Origin of the sequence: Streptomyces sp. NPDC048337, from assembly GCF_043201175.1 — a bacterium.
In the GTDB taxonomy this organism is placed as follows: domain Bacteria; phylum Actinomycetota; class Actinomycetes; order Streptomycetales; family Streptomycetaceae; genus Streptomyces.
In genome coordinates this window covers 18,377-40,976 of record NZ_JBICYR010000016.1, presented here as the reverse complement: position 1 = coordinate 40,976, position 22,600 = coordinate 18,377, and the positions used below count along the sequence as shown (strand labels likewise).

Here is a 22,600-nt window from a genome sequence, read left to right as displayed (position 1 = left end):
AGAAGCGCACCGACAACGAGTGCCGCCGGGCAGGACGTCTGTGCGATGCTCGCCGACGTGGAGACCAGATCTGTCAGCCCGGTGTTCGTCGGCCGCGCCGACGAACTGGCCGTACTCACCGACGCACTGACGCGAGCCGCCGGCCAGGAGCCGCAGGCGCTGCTCATCGGGGGAGAGGCAGGGGTCGGCAAGACCCGCCTCACCGAGGAGTTCCTCTGTGAGGCGACCCGGCGGGGCGCCGTGGTGGCCGTCGGAGGTTGTGTGGAGATCGGGGCGGAGGGGCTCCCCTTCGCCCCGTTTTCGACCGCGCTGCGCAATCTGCTCCGCGCGCTCCCCGACGAGCTGGCCGCCGCGGCCGCCGGCCAGGAGGACGAACTCGCCCGGATCCTGCCCGAGCTCGGCGACACCCCGCGCGGCCCGCACGACGAGGAGAGCACCGCACGCCTCTTCGAGCTGACGGCCCGGATGCTGGAACGCCTCGCCGCCGACCGCACCGTCGTCCTCGTCCTGGAGGACCTGCACTGGGCGGACACCTCCACCCGGCACCTGCTGTCCTACCTCTTCCGGGCCCTCGGGAGCGGCCGCCTCGTCGTGGTCGCCACCTACCGCGCCGACGACGTCCACCGCCGCCACCCGCTGCGCCCCCTCCTCGCCGAACTGGACCGGCTCCGCACGGTCCGGCGCATCGAGCTGCCCCGCTTCAACCGCGCCGAAGTACGCCGCCAACTCGCCGGCATCCTCGCCTCGCAGCCGGACGAGGACTTCGTCGACTCCGTCTTCGAGCGGTCCGACGGCAACGCCTTCTTCGTCGAGGAACTCGTCGCCTCCCGCGAGAACGGATGCCGCGCCGGGCTCACAGAATCCCTGCGCGACCTGCTCCTCGTCCGGGTCGAGGTCCTCCCCGATGAGGCCCAGCGCGTGGTCCGCATCGTCGCCGAGGGCGGTTCCACCATCGAGTACCCACTCCTGCGCGCCGTCGCCGGGCTCGGCGAGGACGCGCTGATCGAGGCGCTGCGGGCCGCGGTCGGGGCCAACATCCTGCTCGCCACCCAGGACGGAGACGGCTACCGATTCCGCCACTCGCTGGTCCGCGAGGCCGTCAGCGACGACCTGTTGCCCGGTGAGCGGGCCCGCGTCAACCGCCGCTACGCCGAGGCCCTGGAGGCCGACGACACGCTGATCCGCACCGAGGAGCGGGTCATCCGGCTGGCGAGCTACTGGTACCACGCCAACGATCCGTCCAAGGCGCTGCCCGCCGTCCTGTCGGCCTCCGTGGCCGCCCGCCGCCGGCACGCCTACTCCGAGCAGCTGCGCCTGCTGGAACGGGCGATGGACCTGTGGGAGAGCGCCCCGGAGGAGGTCCGCGAGGCGCTGCGCCCGGCGGACTACACCGAGGTGTACCCGCCGTGCGGCTGCGACCCGGCGACCACCCCGCTCCAGCACCTGGACCTGCTGGCCGAGGCGACCGTCGCGGCCCGCTACGGAGGTGAGCGGGAACGCGCCCTGAAGATCACCAAGATGGCGCTGCGCCTGCTGGACGACGGCCACGACCCGCTGCGGGCCGCCTGGTTCTGGACCGAGCGCTCCCGGCTGGTCCAGAGCCTCGGCCGGAGCGACGGATGGGACGAGATCGCCAAGGCGCAGGACCTCGTCCAGGGGTTGCCCCCGTCCCAGGTGCACGCCGAGGTCCTGGTCCGGGCCGCGGGCTGGGGCATGCTCCACGACCCCGGCCCGGGGAACATCGCCGCCGCCGAACGAGCCGTCGAGTACGCGCGGATGGTCGGCGCCGAGGACGTGGAACTCAACGCCCGGATCACGGTCGGCTGCCTCCTCACCGACTCCGGCGACCCCGAACGGGGCCTGGCCGAAATGCACGCGGTCAGGGAACGGGCCACGGAACTCGACCTCGCCGTGCTCGTGGGACGTGCACATATCAATCTCACCTCTCAGCTGGAAAGCATGGGCCGGTCCCCCGAAGCCGTGGAACTGGCCGAACAAGGGGCCGAACTGGTCAGGAAATCCAGGCTCTTGGACATCGAGGCCTGGGTTCGCGGCAACATGGCGGAGAGCCTGTACAGCCTCGGCCGCTGGGACGAGGCCGCCGAGGCGGCCCGGCGCACCCTGCTCGTGGGGCAGAGCGCGGCCCCGCGCGGCGCAGCCGCCGCCCGGCTCGCCTATCTGGCGCTCGCGCGCGGCGAGTCGAGCGAGGCGGCCCAGCAGCTCGCCGCCGCCCACGGCCACTTCGGCACCCACGACGTCCAGCCCCAGCACCGCATACCGCTGTACCGCCTCGCGGTCGGCATCGCCGCGGGGGAGGGCCGGATCACCGACGTCCGCGCCGAGACGGCCGCCGCCGTCGCCTACGGGTTCCGGCTCGGGCAGCACCGCTACGCCTGGCCGCTGCTGCTCGCCTCCGCCACCGCGGAGGCGGACTCCCGGGGACTCCCGGCCGCCGACGCCGGCCGGGAAGCCGCCCTGGACGTCCTGAGGAAGGCCGCCCGGGCCCTGCCCACCCCGGCCCCGGTGTGGTGCGCCCACGCCGAGTACCTGCGTGCCGAGCTGCTCCGGGCGCAGGCCCTGGACACCCTCGCCGACTGGACCGCCGTCGAGGAGGCCATCCGCCCGCTGGAGCGCCCCTACCTGCTGGCCAGGGCCCGCCACCGGCTCGCCGAGGCCCTGCTGGCCGCGGGCGGCGACCGCGAGCCCGCGGCCGCCCTGCTCCGCGCGGCCTACACCACCGCCGACGGCCTCGGCGCACGCCGGCTGCGCGAGGACCTGGCCCTGCTCGCCCAGCGTGCCCGGCTCCCGCTCACCGCCACCGCCACCCTCCCCGACCCGCCCGCACGTCAGGCCGACCCCGTCGAGGCACTGGGCCTGACCAGCCGCGAGCGGGACGTCCTGCGCCTGGTGGCGGCGGGCAGCACCAACCGCAAGATCGCGGAGGAGCTCTTCATCTCCCCGAAGACCGCCAGCGTGCACGTCTCGAACATCCTGGCGAAGCTGGGCGTCGCCGGCCGGGGCGAGGCGGCCGCCCTCGCCCACCGGCTGCGCCTCTTCGCCCCCTCCGGGCCCGTCAGCGCCCAGCCGGAGGATGCTCGCCGAGGCGTATGAGCACCGTGCCGGAGTCGAGGTCTATCGGCCCCCGTCCCGGGTCCCCGTCATTGACGTCGACCCGGGACAGCTCCAGCCGCTTCTTCTCCTCGTCCGTGTGCCCCCGCCCCGGATTGAACAGTTCCTCGATCATGTTGAACACCGCGCCCACCGCACCCTTCGTCCCCTGCCGGGGCCATGCCGGTTACCGCACCGTCAGTGTCAGGATCCTGTCGTCGCCCGCTTCCGGCGACCCGCGCCCGTCCGTCTCGCTCGTGACCAGCAGCAATTTGTCCCCGCCGAGAGCCACCACCGTCCGCAGCCGGCCGTACTTCCCCTCCAGGAAGGCCTCGGGCTCCGCCACCGGCACCGCCCCGGCCAGCGGGATCCGCCACAGCCGGTTCCCCTTCAGCCCGGCCATCCACACCGACCCCTCGGCCCAGGCGATCCCGCTCGGCGAGGCCTCGTCCGTCTTCCAGACCGCCACCGGATCCCGGAAGCCCGGTCTGCCCGCCTTCCCCTCGGCCTCCGGCCAGCCGTAATTGGCGCCCGGCTCGATCAGATTCAGCTCGTCCCAGGTGTGCTGGCCGAACTCGGACGCCCACAGCCGCTTGTCCTTGTCCCAGGCGAGGCCCTGCACATTGCGGTGCCCGTAGGAGTAGACGACCGAGTCCGCCTCCGGATTGCCGTGCACCGGCTCCCCGTCGGGGGTCATCCGCAGGATCTTGCCGCCCAGCGACTTCTTGTCCTGCGCGAGCCCGGTGTCACCCGTCTCGCCCGTCCCCGCGTAGAGCATCTTGTCCGGGCCGAAGGCGATCCGCCCGCCGTTGTGGATCAGGCCCTTCGGGATGCCCCGGAGCACCGTGTCGGGCGCGCCCAGTTGCTGTCCGGGAGGCCGCTGTTCGTCATAGCGCATCCGGGCGATGCGATTGTCGGACTCGGTCGTGAAGTACGCGTACACCAGCCGGTCCGAGGCGAACGAGGGCGACAGGGCCAGACCCAGCAGCCCGCCCTCCCCGCCCGGGGCCACCCCGGGCACCTTCCCGATCTGCGTCACCGCGCCCGAGCCCACCGCGACCCTGCTGATCGTCCCCTTGTCCCGCGAGGCCACCAGCAGGTCCCCGCCGGGCAGCGGGGCCACCCCCCACGGGGACTCCAGGCCCTTGGCCACCTCCCCGGTCACCGTCACCGAACCCTTCGCCGGCGGCCCGGAGGCCTCCGGAGAGGCGGACGCCCCCGAGGCCGAAGCCGCGGCCCCCGGCGATCCGGAGCCCGCCGAGGCCGTCCCCGGTGGCGAGCCCCCCGGCCGCGCCCCCGGACCGCCCTCCGGCGAGCATCCCGCCGCCAGCAACGCCCCGCACCCGGCCAGCGCGACCGCCTCCAGCACGCCCCGACGCCCCGCGCCCCGCCCCGCGGTCCCCACCCGTCCGTATCGCATGGCCCTGCTCCCTTCCCGTCCTCCGATCGTGCCCTTCACGTGTCTCAACAGCCCGGCCGGTTCCCGAAGTTCCACCACTCGTACACTCGATCGAGTGGTTGTGGGTCAGTCCCAGGCCTCCACCGCGCCCGGGAGCGCCGCGATCTCGGCCAGATCCCCGGCCGTGAGCCGCACCTCCGCCGCCCGGGCGTTCTCCGCCGCCCAGCGCGCCCGGTCCGCCCCCGGCACCGGAACCACCTGCGGCCCCTGTGCCAGCACCCACGCCAGCGCCACCTGCGCGGCCGTGACCTCGGGCCCGTGCCGCTCCGCCACCCGCCGCAGCCCCGCCACCAACCCCTGGTTCGAGGCCATCGCGTACGCCGTGAACCGCGGATGCCGGGCCCGCACGTCCTCCGACTCGAAGCCCTCGCCCGGCGTGAGCGTTCCGGTCAGGAACCCGCTGCCCAGCGGCATCGCCGCCAGGAACCCCACCCCGCGCGCCGCGCACCAGGGCAGCAGCTGCCACGCCGCCTCCGGCGACCACACCGACAGCTCCGCCTGGACCGCGCTCACCGGGAACACCTGCTGGGCCCGCTCCAGGTGCCGCACGGTCGTCGCGTACGCCCGGTCCCCGCGCCGCCCCGCCCCCGGCCCGGCCCCCGCACCCAGCGCGCAGAACCCGAGCGCCCGCACCTTCCCCGCGCCCACCAGCTCCGCCATGGCCCCCCACGTCTCCTCCACCGGCACGTCCGGATCCACCCGGTGCAGCTGGTAGAGGTCTATGACATCGGTCCGCAGTCGCCGCAGCGAGGCGTCGCAGGCCCGGCGCAGATAGCCGGGCCGCCCGTCGGCCACCACGTGCTGATCACCCGCCCGCAGGCCCACCTTGGCCGAAACGAACGCCTCGGACCGCCGTTCCCGCAGCACCCGCCCCAGCAGCAGCTCATTGGTGAACGGCCCGTACACATCGGCCGTGTCCAGCAGGTTCGACCCCAGGTCCAGAGCCGCGTGCACGGCGGCCAGCGACTCCTGACCCCGCCGCCGCGAAGGCGCGTACGCCCAGCTCATCGGCATGCAGCCGAGCCCGATGGCGCCCACCGTCAGCGCCCCCGCCCCGATCGACCTGCGCTCCACCCCTGCGTCCCCCTCCTGCTCCCGCCCCCAAACTAACGGCTTGATCCTTATCCCTTGGCATAGCCTCCTGATCATGACCGCAAAGACCGCCGACGTCTGGCTCCCCTTCCCCGCCGAGGAGATCGAGGGCCTCCCCGACACCTTCCGGTACCGCCTGTGGGACGGTGAGGACGCCTTCCCGGCCGATCCGGCCGACTGCCTCTTCTACGTCACCCCGTACATGAAGTCCCCGGAGGTCACGGTCCGCCCGCTGGCGGCGATGCCCAACCTCCGGGTCGTGCAGACCCTGACCGCCGGAATCGACCACGTCCTGGGCGGCCTCGGCGACCTGCACCCCGGCGTACGGCTCTGCAACGCGGCCGGCGTCCACACGGCGAGCACCGCCGAACTCGCCCTCGCACTGGTCCTCGCCTCCCTGCGCGGCATCCCCCGCATGGTCCGGGGCCAGGACCGCGAGGAGTGGCACGGCGGCTTCTACGAGGCCCTCGCCGACAAGTCCGTCCTGATCGTCGGCTACGGATCGATCGGCGCGGCCGTCGAGGACCGGCTCACGCCCTTCGAGTGCGGGCGGATCGCGCGCGTCGCCCGATCCGCGCGCGACAATGCCCGCGGCCCCGTCCACGCCCTGGCCGACCTGCCCGAACTCCTGCCGCAGGCCGATGTGGTGATCCTCACGACCCCGCTAACCGACGCCACCCGGGGCCTGGCCGGCGCCGCGTTCCTGGGCCGCATGAAGGACGGCGCCCTGCTGGTGAACGTGGCCCGCGGCCCCGTCGTCGACACCAAGTCCCTCCTGGCGGAGGTGGAGTCGGGGCGGCTGCGCGCGGCGCTCGACGTCACCGACCCGGAACCGCTGCCCGCCGGCCACCCGCTCTGGCATGCTCCGAACGTCCTGATCACACCTCATGTCGGGGGCAGCAGCTCGGCGTTCGAACCCCGGGCCAAGCGCCTGCTGGCGCGCCAGCTCACCCGGTTCGCCGCCGGAGAGCCCGTGGAGCACACGGTGCTGATCACCGAGTGAGACGGAGTGCGTACGCTCCGCAGTCGATCCGACGCGTCCCGTGGGTGCAACTCCCTCCGTGGTAACGGAGAGTAGAGAAGGTATGTCCCTGAGTGACGAAAGTGGTGTATCGTCCGGAAGAAGGGGCTGCGCCACGAACGTCTGGCGCTGGGGAGTGATCGGACACTTTGGGGGGCGACGGGCGATGCACGGCCAATGGACGAAGGATCCGATGCGGCAAAGCCGCCGGAGGCGACGCTGCCGAGACTGGGCTGCGCCGGAACCAGTCGGCGAGGGGGACCGGTGAGTGTCCCGGGGGCGGCCCTCCTGAACCGTCCGTCCCTCTCGGGCGGAGGCAAGGGCCTGGCGATGCAGCTGCTGCTGGCGGTGATCAGCGGCGGGTACGCCGTCGGTGCCGCCCTCAACTGGGGCTCGGAGGAAGTCGCCCAGATCATGGGAGACTTCGGACTCAGCGCCGCCGGCTTACTCGCGGCGGTCTCCTGCTACACCTACGCGCGGGCCATCGACAGCCGTGAACGGCCCGCCTGGCTGCTCTTCGCCTTCTCCTCGCTGATGGGTGCCGGCGGCAACGCCGTCTGGGGCTGGTACGAGGTGATCCTCGGCGAATCCGTGCCCAAGCCCTCGCTCGCCGACTTCGCCTTCCTCTGCTTCGCCCCGCCCGCCATCGTGGGCCTGCTCGTCCTCGCCAAACGGCCCGTCACGCGCGCCGGCTGGGTGTGCCTAGGGCTCGACTCCTGGCTCATCGGCGGCTCGCTGCTCACCCTGTCCTGGAGCCTGGCCCTCGCCCACGCGGCGCGGACCGCCCAGTCCGGCGCCCCCGGCAGCGTCCCGCGCGCCGCGCTCTCCCTCGCCTACCCGCTCCTGGACATCGCGCTCGTCTCGATGGTCCTGGTCCTGCACTTCCGGCGCTCCGAGACCAACCGCTCCGCCGTCAACACCGCCATCGCGGCGCTCGCCCTGACCGTGCTCAGCGACGCCCTGTTCACCTCGCCGCTGCTCAGCGCCGGGTACCAGTCCGGCCAGCTGCTCGACGCCGGCTGGTTCGCGGGCTCGCTGCTGCTCGCGTACGCGCCCTGGGGCGCCCGCCGGGTCCACCCGGGCCCGCAGCCCGTCGGCCACCACCCGCGCGCCGAGCGGGCGCACAGCCGCCCGATCACCGGCTCGCTGCCCGCCCTCACTCCGTACCTCGCGGCCGCCGTGTGCACCCTGGGGATCCTCTACAACGTCGTGGACGGCCGGAAGGTGGACCGGATGGTCGTCTTCACCGGTTGCACGGTGATCCTCGCCCTCGTCATCCGCCAGGGCATCATGCTCCTCGACAACATCGCGCTGACCCAGGAACTGGCCCAGAAGGAGAACCACTTCCGCTCCCTGGTCCAGGGCTCCAGCGACGTCATCATGATCGCCGCGCCCACCGGCACCCTGCGGTACGTGAGCCCCGCCGCGGCCGGGGTCTACGGCCGCGAGGCGGAGGAGCTCGTCGGCACCGAGCTCGCCACCCTGATCCACCCCGACGACCTGGGCCGGGTGGTCCACGAGGTGCGCCGCTTCCTCGCCGCACCGCCCACCGAGGAACCCACCACCCGCATCGAGTGCCGGTTCAAGTCGGGCGGCGGTGAGTGGCTCAATGTGGAGTCCACCGTCAACCGCCACCACGGCGGGCTCATCCTCAACAGCCGGGACGTCACCGAGCGGGTCCGGCTCCAGGCACAGCTCCAGCACAGCGCCGAGCACGATCCGCTCACCGACCTGCCCAACCGTGCCCTGTTCACCCGACGGGTCCGCCAGGCCCTGACCGGCCGGCGCGCGGGCGACCACAGCACCGCCGTGCTCTTCATCGACCTCGACGGCTTCAAAGCGGTCAACGACACCATCGGCCACCAGGCGGGCGACGAGCTGCTCATCGAGGCCGCGCGCCGGCTCCAGGACTCCGTCCGGGCCGGGGACACCGCGGCCCGTCTCGGCGGCGACGAGTTCGCCGCGCTGATCCTGGGCGACGGCAGCCGCGACCGCAGCGCCCGCGAGTACCAGGTCCACGAGATCGCCGACCGGCTGCGCACCACTCTCTCCCAGCCGTACCGGATCGCCGGGAGCGAGGTGAGGGTCGCCGCGAGCATCGGGGTGGCCTTCGCCGACCCCGGCATCACCCCTTCGGACCTGATGCGCAACGCGGATCTCGCGATGTACCGGGCCAAGGCGGGAGGCAAGGACCGTGTCGAGTTGTACGCCCCGCAGATGCAGGCCGAGGTCGTACGGAAGGCCGAGCTGGCGGGGCGGCTGCGGACCGCACTGCACGAGGGGGAGTTCGCCCTGCTGCACCAGCCGGTGGTCTCGCTGGCCACCGGCGAGGTCTCGGCGGTGGCCGCCCAGGCACGCTGGCGCTCCGCCCAGGGGATCCTCTTCACCCCGGCGGAGTTCCTCCGTGTGGCCGAACACAGCGAGGGCGCCGCCGCCGGAGCCGCTCCCGATGCCTCGCGCACCGCCGAGCTGGGGCGCTGGCTGCTGGAGGAGGCCGTGGAGCAGGCCGCAGACCGGCACCGGGCGGGGCACGGCGTACCCGTGGCCGTCCGGATGACCGCCCAGCGGCTCCTGGACCGGGCCGTACCCCTCGGCTCCGTGGAAGCCCTGCTGACCCGGCACGGGCTCCCCTCAGGGGCCCTGATCCTCGAACTGGCCGTATCCGACCCCAGAGTGCCCTTCGACGACCTGGAGCGGCGCCTGACGGCCCTGCACCGGCTCGGGGTGGGCATCGCCCTCGACGGCTTCGGCAGCGGCTACGCGGCCATCAGCGCCCTGCGTCGGCTCCCGGTGGACATGCTCAAGCTGGACCGCGGCCTGGTGGAAGGGGTCGTCGAGTCCGCCCGCCTCCACAAGATCACCGCAGGATTGTTGCGGATTGCAAACGACCTGGGCATGCAGTCCGTGGCCGACGGGGTGGATCTTCCCGAGCAGGTCATGGCCTTGCGCGCCATGGGATGCACCCACGGCCAGGGAATGGCCTTCTCCGGGCCGCTCGACGAATACAGGCTGCGGCGCGCGCTCGTGCGCGGTACTTTCCCAGTACCGGGTGGGGCGGTCCAACCCGCCCTGGCCGGAGGTTCGCCCGGGGGCTCGATGGCCATCCGCAGAGGCTCACATAATGAGACGCCCGTCCCACCTACTTGACATCACCCTCCCGCCGGAGGGAGGGTCAATGCCATGCGCACCCGAATTCTCGTACTTGGAAAGCGCGTCGGCTGAAGCCGGGACCAGCATGTCCCCGCTCAACGCACCCGACGCGCTCCCCTCGCTTGCCCACCGGCACGAGGGGTTTTTTGTTGCACTGGCACAGAGTCGAATCCCGTAAAACCCTCAGCTTCGAGAAGAGAATGCCGATGACCGAGCAGGCCACCGGGGCCCACCATCCGCAGCCGCGGCCCCGTTCCGGCGGACACCAGCCCGCCGCAGTTGAGCACGTCACGGGCGCGCAGTCCCTCATCCGCTCTCTCGAAGAGGTGGGGTGCGACACCGTCTTCGGTATTCCGGGCGGCGCCATCCTTCCCGCGTACGACCCGATGATGGACTCGAAGAAGGTCCGTCACATCCTGGTCCGCCACGAGCAGGGAGCCGGCCACGCCGCCACCGGCTACGCGCAGGCCACCGGCAAGGTCGGCGTCTGTATGGCCACCTCCGGCCCGGGCGCCACCAACCTGGTCACCCCGATCGCGGACGCCCACATGGACTCCGTCCCGCTCGTCGCGATCACCGGCCAGGTCTCCTCCAAGGCGATCGGCACCGACGCCTTCCAGGAGGCGGACATCGTCGGCATCACCATGCCGATCACCAAGCACAACTTCCTGGTCACCAAGGCCGAGGACATCCCGAAGACGATCGCCGAGGCGTTCCACATCGCCGCCACCGGCCGTCCGGGCCCGGTCCTGGTCGACATCGCCAAGGACGCCCTCCAGGCGAAGACCACCTTCTCCTGGCCGCCCACCCAGGACCTCCCGGGCTACCGGCCGGTCACCAAGCCGCACGCCAAGCAGATCCGCGAGGCCGCCAAGCTCATCTGCCAGGCCAAGCGCCCGGTCCTGTACGTCGGCGGCGGCGTCATGAAGTCCGGCGCGACCGCCGAGCTGAAGGTGCTCGCCGAGCTGACCGGGGCCCCGGTCGCCACCACCCTGATGGCCCTCGGCTCCTTCCCCGACAGCCACCCGCTGCACGTCGGCATGCCCGGCATGCACGGCGCGGTCACCGCCGTCACCGCGCTCCAGAAGTCGGACCTGCTGATCGCGCTCGGCACCCGCTTCGACGACCGCGTCACCGGCAAGCTCGACAGCTTCGCCCCGTTCGCCAAGATCATCCACGCGGACATCGACCCGGCCGAGATCGGCAAGAACCGCGCCGTCGACGTCCCGATCGTCGGCGACGCCCGCGAGGTCATCGCCGACCTGATCCAGGCCGTCCAGGCCGAGCACACCGAGGGCAACGCCGGCGACTACAGCGCCTGGTGGAAGGACCTCAGCCGCTGGCGCGACACCTACCCGCTGGGCTACGACCTGCCCGAGGACGGCATGCTCTCGCCGCAGCAGGTCATCGAGCGGATCGGCGCGCTCGCGCCGAAGGGCACCATCTACGCGGCCGGCGTCGGCCAGCACCAGATGTGGGCCTCGCACTTCGTCAAGTACGAGGAGCCCCGCACGTGGCTGAACTCCGGCGGCGCCGGAACCATGGGCTACGCGGTCCCGGCCGCGATGGGCGCCAAGGTCGGCATGCCGGAGCGCACGGTCTGGGCGATCGACGGTGACGGCTGCTTCCAGATGACCAACCAGGAACTGGTCACCTGCGCGCTGAACAACATCCCGATCAAGGTCGCGATCATCAACAACGGTGCGCTGGGCATGGTCCGCCAGTGGCAGACCCTGTTCTACAACCAGCGGTACTCCAACACCGTGCTGCACGCGGACGAGACCGGCCACGACACCGTCGGCTCCCAGCTCGGCGAGTCCGTCGCCCCCCGCAAGGGCACCCGCGTCCCGGACTTCGTCAAGCTGTCCGAGGCCATGGGCTGTGTGGCGCTGCGCTGCGAGGACCCGGCCGACCTGGACAAGGTCATCGCCGAGGCCAACGCGATCAACGACCGTACGGTCGTGATCGACTTCATCGTCCACGAGGACGCCATGGTGTGGCCGATGGTCGCCGCCGGCACCTCCAACGACGAGGTCATGGCAGCCCGGGGCGTCCGTCCCGACTTCGGCGACAACGAAGACGACTGAGCCGAGAGAGCCTGAGAGAGAGAACGACTCACATGTCCAAGCACACGCTCTCCGTCCTGGTCGAGAACACGCCCGGCATCCTCGCCCGGATCGCCGCGCTGTTCTCCCGCCGCGGGTTCAACATCGACTCCCTCGCGGTCGGTGTCACCGAGCACCCCGACATCTCCCGCATCACCATCGTCGTGAATGTCGAGGACCTGCCCCTCGAGCAGGTGACCAAGCAGCTGAATAAGCTGGTCAACGTGCTCAAGATCGTCGAGCTGGAATCGCACAACGCGATCGAGCGCGAACTCGTTCTGGTGAAGGTCCGCGCCGACAACGAGACGCGGTCGCAGATCGTCGAGATCGTCCAGCTGTTCCGCGCCAAGACGGTCGACGTCTCCCCGGAGGCCGTGACCATCGAGGCCACCGGCGGTGCCGACAAGCTCGGCGCGATGCTCAAGATGCTGGAGCCCTTCGGCATCAAGGAGCTCGTGCAGTCCGGCACCATCGCCATAGGGCGTGGCGGCCGGTCCATCACGGACCGCAGCCTGCGGGCGCTCGACCGCAGCGCCTGACCGTCCGGATCATGCGTCAGTTCGCATAGCGAGACCCGAAACTCAGATTCCGTTCCCCGCCGTACGGTGGGTGCAACACCAGCGCACCAAGGAGATATCCCAGTGGCCGAGCTGTTCTACGAGAACGACGCCGACCTGTCCATCATCCAGGGCCGCAAGGTCGCGGTCATCGGTTACGGCAGCCAGGGCCACGCCCACGCGCTGTCGCTCCGTGACTCCGGCGTCGACGTCGTCGTCGGCCTGAAGGAGGGCTCGAAGTCCAAGGCCAAGGCCGAGGAGCAGGGCCTGAAGGTCGTCCCCGTGGCCGAGGCCGCCGAGTGGGCGAACGTCATCATGATCCTGACGCCGGACCCGCTGCAGGCCGAGATCTACGAGGAGTCCATCAAGGACCACCTCAAGGAGGGCGACGCGCTCTTCTTCGGCCACGGCTTCAACGTCCGCTACGGCTTCATCAAGCCCCCGGCCAACGTGGACGTCGCCCTCGTCGCCCCGAAGGGCCCGGGCCACCTGGTCCGCCGCCAGTACGAGGAGGGTCGCGGCGTTCCGTGCATCGCGGCCGTCGAGCAGGACTTCTCGGGCAGCGCCTTCGACCTCGCGCTCTCGTACGCGGCCGGCATCGGCGGCACCCGCGCCGGCGTCATCAAGACCACCTTCACCGAGGAGACCGAGACCGACCTGTTCGGTGAGCAGGCCGTCCTCTGCGGTGGCGCCTCCGCCCTGGTCAAGGCCGGTTTCGAGACCCTGACCGAGGCCGGCTACCAGCCGGAGATCGCGTACTTCGAGTGCCTGCACGAGCTGAAGCTCATCGTGGACCTCATGTACGAGGGCGGCCTGGAGAAGATGCGCTGGTCGGTCTCCGAGACCGCCGAGTGGGGCGACTACATCACCGGTCCCCGCGTCATCACCGACGCCACCAAGGCCGAGATGAAGAAGGTCCTCGCGGAGATCCAGAGCGGCGAGTTCGCCAACACCTGGATGGCCGAGTACAAGGCCGGTCTGCCGAAGTACAACGAGTACAAGAAGGCCGACGAGGCGCACCTGCTGGAGACCACCGGCAAGAAGCTGCGCAAGCTCATGAGCTGGGTCGACAGCAGCGAGAACTGATCTCGCCGCGCCGGGGCCGGGACGGTGCGTCCCGGCCCCGTCGCACAGGCGGGACCGGCCGGATCGGGCTCCTCGCGAGCCCGGCTTGTCCAACCCGGCCAACCCCGGAAGGGTGATCCTTCCGTACAGGCGGAAATCCGGTCCGTCAGCGCTTATACACTGCTCAACACAACGCGTCAGGCCCACAGTGTCGTGCGTCTTCCACGCGGCTACCCCCTCCACCGCCTGCGGCCGTCGGGACGGCCGTCCGCACTGGACTTGTGAGGACCCACGTGAGCTCGAAACCTGTCGTACTCATCGCCGAAGAGCTGTCGCCCGCCACCGTCGAGGCGCTCGGCCCGGACTTCGAGATCCGGCACTGCAACGGCGCCGACCGCGCCGAACTGCTGCCCGCGATCGTCGACGTCGACGCGATCCTGGTCCGCTCGGCCACCAAGGTCGACGCCGAGGCCATCGCCGCCGCCAAGAAGCTGCGGGTCGTCGCCCGCGCCGGCGTCGGTCTGGACAACGTGGACGTCTCCGCCGCCACCAAGGCCGGCGTGATGGTCGTCAACGCCCCGACCTCGAACATCGTGACCGCCGCCGAGCTCGCCTGCGGCCTGCTCGTCGCCACCGCCCGCAACATCCCGCAGGCCAACACCGCCCTCAAGAACGGTGAGTGGAAGCGGAACAAGTACACGGGCGTCGAGCTCAGCGAGAAGACCCTCGGCGTCGTCGGCCTCGGCCGCATCGGCGTCCTGGTCGCGCAGCGCATGTCGGCCTTCGGCATGAAGATCGTCGCGTACGACCCCTACGTGCAGCCCGCGCGCGCCGCCCAGATGGGCGTCAAGATGCTGACGCTGGACGAGCTCCTGGAGGTCGCCGACTTCATCACCGTGCACCTGCCCAAGACCCCCGAGACCCTCGGTCTCATCGGGGACGAGGCCCTGCACAAGGTGAAGCCGTCCGTCCGCATCGTCAACGCCGCCCGCGGCGGGATCGTGGACGAGGCCGCGCTGTACTCGGCCATCAAGGAGGGCCGCGTCGCCGGCGCCGGCCTCGACGTCTACGCGAAGGAGCCCTGCACGGACTCCCCGCTCTTCGAGCTCGACCAGGTCGTCTGCACCCCGCACCTCGGCGCGTCCACGGACGAGGCCCAGGAGAAGGCCGGCATCGCGGTCGCCAAGTCGGTGCGCCTCGCGCTCGCCGGAGAGCTCGTACCGGACGCGGTCAACGTCCAAGGCGGCGTCATCGCCGAGGACGTCCGTCCCGGCCTGCCCCTCGCCGAGAAGCTCGGCCGCATCTTCACCGCCCTCGCGGGCGAGGTCGCGGTCCGCCTCGACGTCGAGGTCTGCGGCGAGATCACCCAGCACGACGTCAAGGTGCTCGAACTCTCCGCGCTCAAGGGCGTCTTCGAGGACGTCGTCGACGAGACGGTCTCCTACGTCAACGCCCCGCTGTTCGCGCAGGAGCGCGGCGTCGAGGTCCGCCTGACCACCAGCTCGGAGTCCCCCGACCACCGCAACGTGGTGACCGTACGGGGCACCCTGTCGGACGGTCAGGAAGTCTCGGTCTCCGGCACCCTCGCGGGCCCGAAGCACCTTCAGAAGATCGTCGGCATCGGCGAGTACGACGTGGACCTGGCGCTCGCCGACTTCATGGCCGTGCTGCGCTACGCCGACCGCCCGGGCGTGGTCGGTGCGGTCGGCCGCATCCTCGGCGAGGCCGGCCTGAACATCGCGGGCATGCAGGTCGCCCGCGCCGAGGCGCACGGCGAGGCCCTCGCGGTCCTCACCGTCGACGCGGAGGTCCCGGCGAACGTCCTCGCGGAGATCTCGGCCGAGATCGGCGCCGTCTCGGCGCGCACGGTCAGCCTCGGCTGACCCGCACGACACGGCGAAGGGCCCGGGGGAAACCCCCGGGCCCTTACGCTTTCCGCCGGACCGTGCACCTGCACCGATCAGTTGTACGTGGGCACCCGCACGCCGGCTTCGGGAACCTCGGCCCCCTCCGCCGCGGGCGGGGCAGGGGTTTCCACGCCCCGCAGCAGCGCCGCGGCGAGCAGCGCCGCCCCGAGCAGCAGCGCCGTACCGCCCCAGGCCGCGTACTGCATTCCGTGGACGAAGGCCTCGCGGGCCAGGGCCAGCACCTGCTCACAGGCTGCCCCGCCGAGCTGCTGGGCGGTGGCGACCGCCCCGCCCAGGGTCTCCCGGACGGCGGGCTCGGAGCCAGTCAGGTCGCCGCGGTAGACCGCGGTGCCCAGGCTGCCCAGCACCGCCATGCCCAGCGCGCCGCCGAACTCCTGGCCCGTCTCCAGCAGGGAGGCGGCGGAACCGGCCTTCTCGGCGGGGGCCGAGGCCAGCACCATGTCCGAGACCAGGGACATCACGGTGACGATGCCCGAGGCCAGCACCCCGGCGCCGGTCAGCAGCAGCCACAGCGAGTCGGTGTCCACGAGGCCGACCAGGGCGAATCCGGCGGCGGCGAGGACGAACCCGCCGGCGATGACGTAGGCCCGCTCCACCTTCTGGGCGAGGGCCGCGGAGACGGGGGCCGCGGCGCCGATGACGACCGAGGGGGCCAGGCTCCACAGGGCGGCTTCCAGGGTGCCCATGCCGAGCACGGACTGCAGGTACTGGGTGGTGAAGTAGGCCGAACCCATCATGGCGAAGGCGGCGATGGTGCCCAGGCCGATGCCCGCCCCGAATCCGCGTCGGCCGAAGAGGGCCCGGGGGACCATCGCGTCGTCCTGTGTGCGCTGGCGGCGGACGAAGACCAGGCCGAAGACCAGGCCGAGGGCGAGCGAGCCGAGGTAGAGGGGCTCGAATCCCTCGGCCGCGATCTCCTTGAGCCCGTAGACGACCGGCAGCACGGCGGCCATGGACAGGGGAACGCTCAGCAGGTCGAAGCGGCCGGGGGCGGGGTCCTTGAACTCCGGGACCAGGACCGGGACCAGGAGCAGCAGGAGCAGCATCGCGGGCACGTTGATCAGGAAGACCGAGCCCCACCGGAAGTGGTTCAGCATCAGACCGCTCATCACCGAGCCGAGGGCGATGCCGCCGGTCATGGCACCGGACCAGATGGCGATGGCCTTGCCGCGCTGCTTGTCGTCCTGGAAGAGGTTCCGCACGAGGGCCAGCGTGGAGGGCATCAGGGTCGCGCCGCCGATGCCGAGCAGGACGCGGGCCGCGATGAGCATCTCGGCGCTGGTGGCGTAGCCGGCGCCGACCGAGGCGATGCCGAAGGCGGTCGCGCCGATCAGCAGCAGCTTGCGGCGGCCGATCCGGTCGCCGAGCGAGCCCATCGTGATCAGCAGGCCGGAGAGGGCGAAGGCGTAGCTGTCGAAGATCCAGAGCTGCTGGGTGGCGCTGGGGTCCAGCTCCCGGGTGATGGCCGGGATGGCGAAGTACAGGACGGAGACGTCCATCGAGACGAGGAGCAGGGGCAGCACGAGAACGGTGAAAGCGATCCATTCGCGGCGGCCGGCGAGGCGCACTGTGGCGGCGGGGTTCGTCATGAGAAGCAATGTACAGCTGTCATAAACGCGTGTCTAGAACGACTGTGTAGAACTTCCGTCTAGGACAGCCGTCTTGCTACGGTGTGGGCATGGGACATCGCGAAGATCTGCTCGAAGGCGCCAAGAAGTGCCTGGTCGAGAAGGGGTTCGTGCGCACCACCGCGCGCGACATCGTCAGCGCCTCGGGAACGAACCTGGCGTCCATCGGCTATCACTACGGCTCGAAGGACGCCCTGCTGACCCAGGCCTTCATCGCCCTGATGGAGGAGTGGGGGGAGGTGTTCCAGGACGGCCTGGAGGGTGAGGGCGGCTCGCTGGAGCGTTTCCGCGCGATGTGGGACGGCGTGCTGGCGCAGCACGAGAAGTCGGGCCGGATCTGGGCGGCCAGCATGGAGGTGGCGCTGAGCGGGGAGCAGCGGCCCGAGCTGCGGGCCATGCTCGCGGCCTCGCAGGGGGAGGGGCGCCGGGGGCTGATCTCGATGCTGACCGGCACCCCGGAGGACCAGCTCGACGAGCGGGACGTGCGCACCCTCGGTGCCTTCTACCAGGCGCTGTTGAACGGCCTGATGATCCAGTGGCTGTTCGACCCCGAATCGGCGGCCACCGCCGAGGAGTTCACCGAGGGCATGCGGAGGGCTGCGGCGATGCTGAATCCGGCGGCGGGCGGGGACCCCGCCTAGGCGGCGCCGTCAGCCGTGCAGGCGGGAGGCCTTCAGGGCCATGTGCAGCAGCAGGCGGTCCTCGCCCTCGTCCAGGTCCAGGCCCGTGAGTTGCTCCACCCGGGCGAGCCGGTAGTACAGCGTCTGCCGGTGGATGCCCAGCGCCGCCGCCGCGCGGCCCGCCTGGCCGGCGCAGTCCAGGAACACCTCGGCGGTGCGGGCGAGTTCGCGGTGCGCCGGGCCCAACAGGGCGCGGACCGCCGGGTCGTCCACCGGGTCGGCGGCGAGGGCGGCCAGCAGCCGGTACGGGCCGATCGCCGACCACTGGGCGACCGGGCCGAGCCGGGGCTGCGCGGAGGCCGCCCGGGCCGCGGCCGCGGCCTGCTCCCAGGCGGCGGGCAGCTCCGCGAGGACCCGTACGGGATCGGCCACCCCGGCGGTCATGGCGTGCACCCCGCCCGCGCCCGCCGCGACTCCCGCGCCCGCCGCGACTCCCGCGGCGGACGGCGAGCCCCCGGCTCCCGCCGTGCCCGCCGCCGCGCGCGGCAGGAGGCGGGCCACCGCCGTCAGGGCCGGGGCCAGCGCGTCCGTCGAGCGGAGTCGGAGCAGTACCGCCAGGGCCGAGCCGCCGCCCTTGCTGCCGGGCTCCCCGCCGGGGACCACGCACACCGCCGCCGCCCCCGGCACCGAAGCCGGCGGCTCCCCCGACCACGGCGCCACGCACACCGCCGCGTGCAGCCCGTCCCCGCCCGCGCCAAGCGCGACCCGCAGCGCCGCCACCGCCATGTCCTGCTGCCAGCCCCGCGCAGCGGTGAGCACCGCCAGGAACTCCCGGGACAGGTCCGCGCCCGCCTTCGCCTCCTCGGCGAGCAGGATGCCGATCCGCTCGGCCACCTCCATGGCCGCGGCCAGCTCCGCCGCCCCGGGACCGGGCTCCTGGTCGAGGAGCCATACGTAGCCCTGCACGATCCCCCGGTACCGCACCGGCAGGCAGATCCGCCCCCGGAACACCCCGGCCTCCGGCGCCGCCGGGATCCGCACCGGGCCGGTCGCGCGGGCGATGCCGAAGCCCTCGAACCAGGAGCGGACGGCCGCCGTCGACTGGCGGGTCAGGATCGAGCGGGTCCGTACCGGGTCCATCGCCGCGTCGTCGTCACTGTCGTGGGCGCCGAAGGCGATGAGGCGGAAGTCCCGGTTCTCCAGGGTCGCCGGGGCGCCGAGCAGCGCGGAGATCTCGTCCACCAGGTCCTGGTAATCGCCCTTCACCCGGACATTCTCCCACCCGCGGACGGGCTCTTCAGACAGATGTATGAGATCCGGGACACGGATGCGTGACAGCTGTCGATGGCAGAGGATCAAAGCGATCCTTAGGTTTCACGGTGGTTTTACTTGCGGTTTCTACCGCGCTTTCTTCTGCCACCCGTTGGAGGTGCCCCGTGCTGGGTCCCGTGATCCTCGCCGCCTCGCGCAGCGACAAGATGCGCCGAATCGTCTCTGCCGCCCCGGTGACCAAGCCCGTGGTGAACCGCTTCATCCCCGGGGAGACGGTCGACCAGGTCATCCCGATCGTCGAGCGCCTCACGCAGAACGGCCTCGAGGTCACCCTCGACGTCGTCGGCGAGGACATCACCGAGGTGGCCCAGTCGCACGCCGCCCGGGACGCCTACCTCCAGCTCATCGAGCGCCTCGCGGACCTCGGTCTCGGCGAGACCGTCGAGATGTCCGTGAAGCTGTCCATGTTCGGCCAGGCGCTGGAGGGCGGCCACGAGCTGGCCCTCGCCAACGTCCGCCCGGTCGTCGAGGCCGCCGCCGCGATCGGCACCACCGTGACCCTCGACGCCGAGGACCACACCACCCTCGACTCGATGTTCGCCATCCACGAGGAACTGCGCCGGGACTTCCCGCAGACCGGCTGCGTGATCCAGGCCTACCTCTTCCGCACCGAGGCCGACGCCCGCCGGCTGGCCGCCGCCGGCAGCCGCGTCCGCATCGTGAAGGGCGCCTACAAGGAGCCCGCCGAGGTCGCGTACCAGGACAAGTCCGAGATCGACCGGGCGTACGTCCGCATCATGAAGATCCTGATGGAGGGCGAGGGCTACCCGATGATCGGGTCCCACGACCCGCGCCTCATCGCCATCGCACAGGAGCTCGCCCGGACGGCCGGGCGCAAACTGGACGAGTACGAGTTCCAGATGCTGTACGGCATCCGCAGCGAGGAGCACCTGCGGCTGGCCGCGGAGGGCCACCGGATGCGTGTGTACACCGCCTACGGGACGGACTGGTACGGCTACTTCATGCGCCGTCTCGCGGAGAAGCCGGCCAACCTGCTCTTCTTCGTCCGCTCGATGATCACCAAGAACTAGCCAAGAGCCCAAGAACCAGGTCAAGGAGTTACCAGCCCCATGGATGCTGTGACCCAGGTCCCCGCGCCGGTCAACGAGCCGGTCCACTCGTACGCCCCCGGCACCCCGGAGCGCGCACGCCTCGAAACGCAGCTCAAGCAGCTGTCCGAGAACCCGATCGACCTCCCGATGACGATCAACGGCGTCAAGCGGATGGGCGGTGGCGAGCGCTTCGACGTGGTGCAGCCGCACGACCACAAGTCGGTGCTCGGCACCTACGCCAACGCCACCCAGGCCGACGCGCAGGAGGCCATCGACGCCGCCCTCGCCGCCGCCCCGGCCTGGCGCTCGATGTCCTTCGACGACCGCGCCTCGATCATCCTGCGCGCCGCCGAGCTGCTGTCCGGCCCGTGGCGCGAGAAGCTCGCCGCCTCGACCATGCTGGGCCAGTCCAAGACCGCCCAGCAGGCCGAGATCGACACCCCGTGCGAGCTCGTCGACTTCTGGCGCTTCAACGTCCACTTCGCCCGCCAGATCCTGGCCGAGCAGCCCGGCGCGAACTCGGCCGGCGTGTGGAACCGCAGCGACCACCGCCCGCTCGAGGGTTTCGTCTACGCGATCACCCCGTTCAACTTCACGGCCATCGCGGGCAACCTGCCGACCGCCCCCGCCCTCATGGGCAACGTGGTCCTGTGGAAGCCGTCCCCCACGCAGACGCACTCCGCCGTCCTGCTGATGGAGCTCCTGGAGGAGGCCGGCCTCCCCAAGGGCGTCATCAACCTCGTCACCGGTGACGGCATCGCGGTGTCGGAGGTGGCCCTGAACCACCCCGAGCTGGCGGGCATCCACTTCACCGGCTCGACCAAGACCTTCCAGTACCTGTGGAAGACGGTCGGCAACAACATCGAGAAGTACAGGTCCTACCCGCGCCTCGTCGGCGAGACCGGCGGCAAGGACTTCGTCGTCGCGCACCCGTCCGCGGACCGCGCCGTCCTGAAGACCGCGCTGACCCGCGGCTCCTTCGAGTTCCAGGGCCAGAAGTGCTCGGCGTCCTCGCGCGCCTACATCCCGGCCTCCATCTGGAACGACGGCTTCAAGGAGGCCTTCGCGGCCGAGGTCGACGGCATCACCATGGGTGACGTCCGCGACCTGACCAACTTCATCGGCGCCGTCATCGACGAGCGCTCCTTCGCGAAGAACAAGGCCGCGATCGACCGCGCCAAGGCCGACCCGACCTGCGAGATCGTCGCGGGCGGCACGTACGACGACTCGGAGGGCTACTTCGTCCGCCCGACCGTCATCGTGTGCACCGACCCGGAGAACGAGGTCTTCACGACCGAGTACTTCGGCCCGATCCTCGCCGTGCACGTCTACGAGGACGACGCCTACGACGCCATGCTGGCCCAGATGGAGTCCGTCTCGGCGTACGCCCTGACCGGCTCGATCATCGCCGGTGACCGGTACGCGGCGGCGGACGCCATGGAGAAGCTCCGCTTCGCGGCGGGCAACTTCTACATCAACGACAAGTCCACCGGCGCCGTGGTCGGCCAGCAGCCCTTCGGCGGCGGCCGCGCCTCGGGCACCAACGACAAGGCCGGCGCGGCGACCAACCTCCAGCGCTGGACGTCGACCCGCTCCATCAAGGAGACCCTGGTCGCCCCGACCGACTACGGCTACCCCCACATGGGCTGACCCACGCCCCACTGAACCCCGCCCCCGCCCCGGTACCCCCAAGTCCGGAGCGGGGGCGGTTCCAGTTCCCGGGGCCGGTCAGACCTCGACGATGACCTGGTCGAGGGATTTGCGGATCAGGTCGGGGACCTCGCAGTCGTCGGCGGGGTAGCCGATCGGGATCACCGCGAAGGCCTTTTCGTTCTCGGGACGGTTCAGGACGTGGGAGAGGAAGCGCATCGGGCTCGGGGTGTGGATCAGGGCCGCCAGGCCGGACAGGTGGAGGGCGGACAGGAGCATGCCGACCGCGATGCCGACCGACTCGTCCACGTAGTAGTGCTTGCGCTTCGTGCCCTCCGGGCCGAGCCAGTAGCGCTGCTGGAAGACCACGACGAGGGCCGGGGCCTCCGTGAGGTGGGTCTTCACGGCGTCCGTGCCGAGGGGGCGCAGGGCCGCGAGCCACTCTTCGCCGAGGCGGCCGTCGTAGGAGAGCGCCTCCTCCTGCTCGGCGGCGGCGCGGATCCGCTGTCGGACCGCCGGGTCCTTGACCAGTACGAAGGTCCACGGCTGCTGGTGCGCCCCGGAGGGCGCGGTCGCGGCGCACGCGATGGCGTCCCGGACCACCTGCTCGGGGACCGGGTCGGGGGAGAAGTGACGTACGGTCCTGCGCTCGTCCATCCGCGCCCGCAACTCGGCGGAGCGAGCGAGGGATTCCGCGCTCGGCATCCGCTCGGGCCGGTAGGCGGCGGGGCGGTACGGCTCGCCGTGGGTGGGGGTCCATTGCCGATCGGTGGGCGACATGCAGCGAGTGTGCGGAGCCGGGCGCCCCGGTGGCCAGGGGCATGCCGGTCGAT

General features: G+C 71.5%; 16 protein-coding genes. 10 read left to right on the top strand and 6 right to left on the bottom strand.

Annotated elements, in window-relative coordinates:
* Nucleotides 1–45 precede the first annotated feature (45 nt).
* Nucleotides 46–3,111, top strand: a complete 3,066-nt coding sequence (locus ACGFYU_RS24220) for an AAA family ATPase (protein ID WP_393829408.1) — start codon at nt 46–48, stop codon at nt 3,109–3,111.
* Here the strand turns inward: ACGFYU_RS24220 and ACGFYU_RS24215 are convergent.
* The 3 genes from ACGFYU_RS24215 to ACGFYU_RS24205 form a co-directional block, all read right to left on the bottom strand.
* Nucleotides 3,074–3,244, bottom strand: coding sequence for a DUF6191 domain-containing protein (locus ACGFYU_RS24215; RefSeq protein ID WP_393829407.1), 171 nt, complete (start codon nt 3,242–3,244; stop codon nt 3,074–3,076). The genes ACGFYU_RS24220 and ACGFYU_RS24215 overlap by 38 nt on opposite strands.
* Before the next feature lie 51 nt (nt 3,245–3,295).
* The gene (locus tag ACGFYU_RS24210) at nt 3,296–4,528 is read right to left on the bottom strand and encodes a PQQ-dependent sugar dehydrogenase (RefSeq protein WP_393829406.1); all 1,233 of its coding nucleotides are present in this window, start codon (nt 4,526–4,528) and stop codon (nt 3,296–3,298) included.
* A gap of 105 nt (nt 4,529–4,633) precedes the next feature.
* Complete coding sequence (locus tag ACGFYU_RS24205; protein WP_393829405.1) at nt 4,634–5,641, bottom strand: aldo/keto reductase; 1,008 nt, start codon at nt 5,639–5,641, stop codon at nt 4,634–4,636.
* 73 nt (nt 5,642–5,714) lie between these two features.
* On the opposite strand from ACGFYU_RS24205, the gene ACGFYU_RS24200 reads away from it, so the two are divergent.
* The 6 genes from ACGFYU_RS24200 (at nt 5,715) to serA (ending at nt 15,440) form a co-directional block, all read left to right on the top strand.
* Entirely contained in the window at nt 5,715–6,662 is a 948-nt protein-coding gene (locus ACGFYU_RS24200; protein ID WP_393829404.1) for a 2-hydroxyacid dehydrogenase, read from the top strand.
* Nucleotides 6,663–7,010: 348 nt separating this feature from the next.
* On the top strand, nt 7,011–9,827 hold the full coding sequence (locus ACGFYU_RS24195; RefSeq protein ID WP_393829527.1) for a putative bifunctional diguanylate cyclase/phosphodiesterase: 2,817 nt from the start codon (nt 7,011–7,013) through the stop codon (nt 9,825–9,827).
* 203 nt (nt 9,828–10,030) lie between these two features.
* Entirely contained in the window at nt 10,031–11,917 is a 1,887-nt protein-coding gene (locus ACGFYU_RS24190) for an acetolactate synthase large subunit (protein ID WP_393829403.1), read from the top strand.
* 32 nt (nt 11,918–11,949) lie between these two features.
* Nucleotides 11,950–12,474: an acetolactate synthase small subunit gene (gene ilvN / locus ACGFYU_RS24185; RefSeq protein ID WP_031150278.1), complete on the top strand. Its 525-nt coding sequence runs from the start codon at nt 11,950–11,952 to the stop codon at nt 12,472–12,474.
* A gap of 102 nt (nt 12,475–12,576) precedes the next feature.
* On the top strand, nt 12,577–13,578 hold the full coding sequence (ilvC, locus tag ACGFYU_RS24180) for a ketol-acid reductoisomerase (RefSeq protein ID WP_393829402.1): 1,002 nt from the start codon (nt 12,577–12,579) through the stop codon (nt 13,576–13,578).
* Between the two features lie 272 nt (nt 13,579–13,850).
* Complete coding sequence (gene serA, locus ACGFYU_RS24175) at nt 13,851–15,440, top strand: phosphoglycerate dehydrogenase (RefSeq protein WP_393829401.1); 1,590 nt, start codon at nt 13,851–13,853, stop codon at nt 15,438–15,440.
* A gap of 77 nt (nt 15,441–15,517) precedes the next feature.
* Here the strand turns inward: serA and ACGFYU_RS24170 are convergent, their stop codons facing one another.
* Nucleotides 15,518–17,074: an MFS transporter gene (locus ACGFYU_RS24170; protein ID WP_393829400.1), complete on the bottom strand. Its 1,557-nt coding sequence runs from the start codon at nt 17,072–17,074 to the stop codon at nt 15,518–15,520.
* Between the two features lie 89 nt (nt 17,075–17,163).
* Between ACGFYU_RS24170 and ACGFYU_RS24165 the strand changes: the two genes are divergently transcribed.
* Entirely contained in the window at nt 17,164–17,754 is a 591-nt protein-coding gene (locus ACGFYU_RS24165; RefSeq protein ID WP_393829399.1) for a TetR/AcrR family transcriptional regulator, read from the top strand.
* Nucleotides 17,755–17,763: 9 nt separating this feature from the next.
* On the opposite strand, the gene ACGFYU_RS24160 is transcribed toward ACGFYU_RS24165, so the two are convergent.
* On the bottom strand, nt 17,764–18,999 hold the full coding sequence (locus ACGFYU_RS24160; protein ID WP_393829398.1) for a PucR family transcriptional regulator: 1,236 nt from the start codon (nt 18,997–18,999) through the stop codon (nt 17,764–17,766).
* Between the two features lie 170 nt (nt 19,000–19,169).
* Here ACGFYU_RS24160 and ACGFYU_RS24155 point away from each other — a divergent pair, with 170 nt between their 5' ends.
* Nucleotides 19,170–20,096 (top strand): proline dehydrogenase family protein, encoded by a 927-nt coding sequence (locus tag ACGFYU_RS24155; RefSeq protein WP_385178358.1) that lies wholly within the window; start codon nt 19,170–19,172, stop codon nt 20,094–20,096.
* 39 nt (nt 20,097–20,135) lie between these two features.
* A complete protein-coding gene (gene pruA, locus ACGFYU_RS24150; protein WP_393829397.1) occupies nt 20,136–21,767 on the top strand; it encodes an L-glutamate gamma-semialdehyde dehydrogenase in 1,632 nt (543 codons plus the stop codon).
* Between the two features lie 78 nt (nt 21,768–21,845).
* Here the strand turns inward: pruA and ACGFYU_RS24145 are convergent, their stop codons facing one another.
* Nucleotides 21,846–22,547: a nitroreductase family protein gene (locus ACGFYU_RS24145; protein WP_393829396.1), complete on the bottom strand. Its 702-nt coding sequence runs from the start codon at nt 22,545–22,547 to the stop codon at nt 21,846–21,848.
* Nucleotides 22,548–22,600 lie beyond the last annotated feature (53 nt).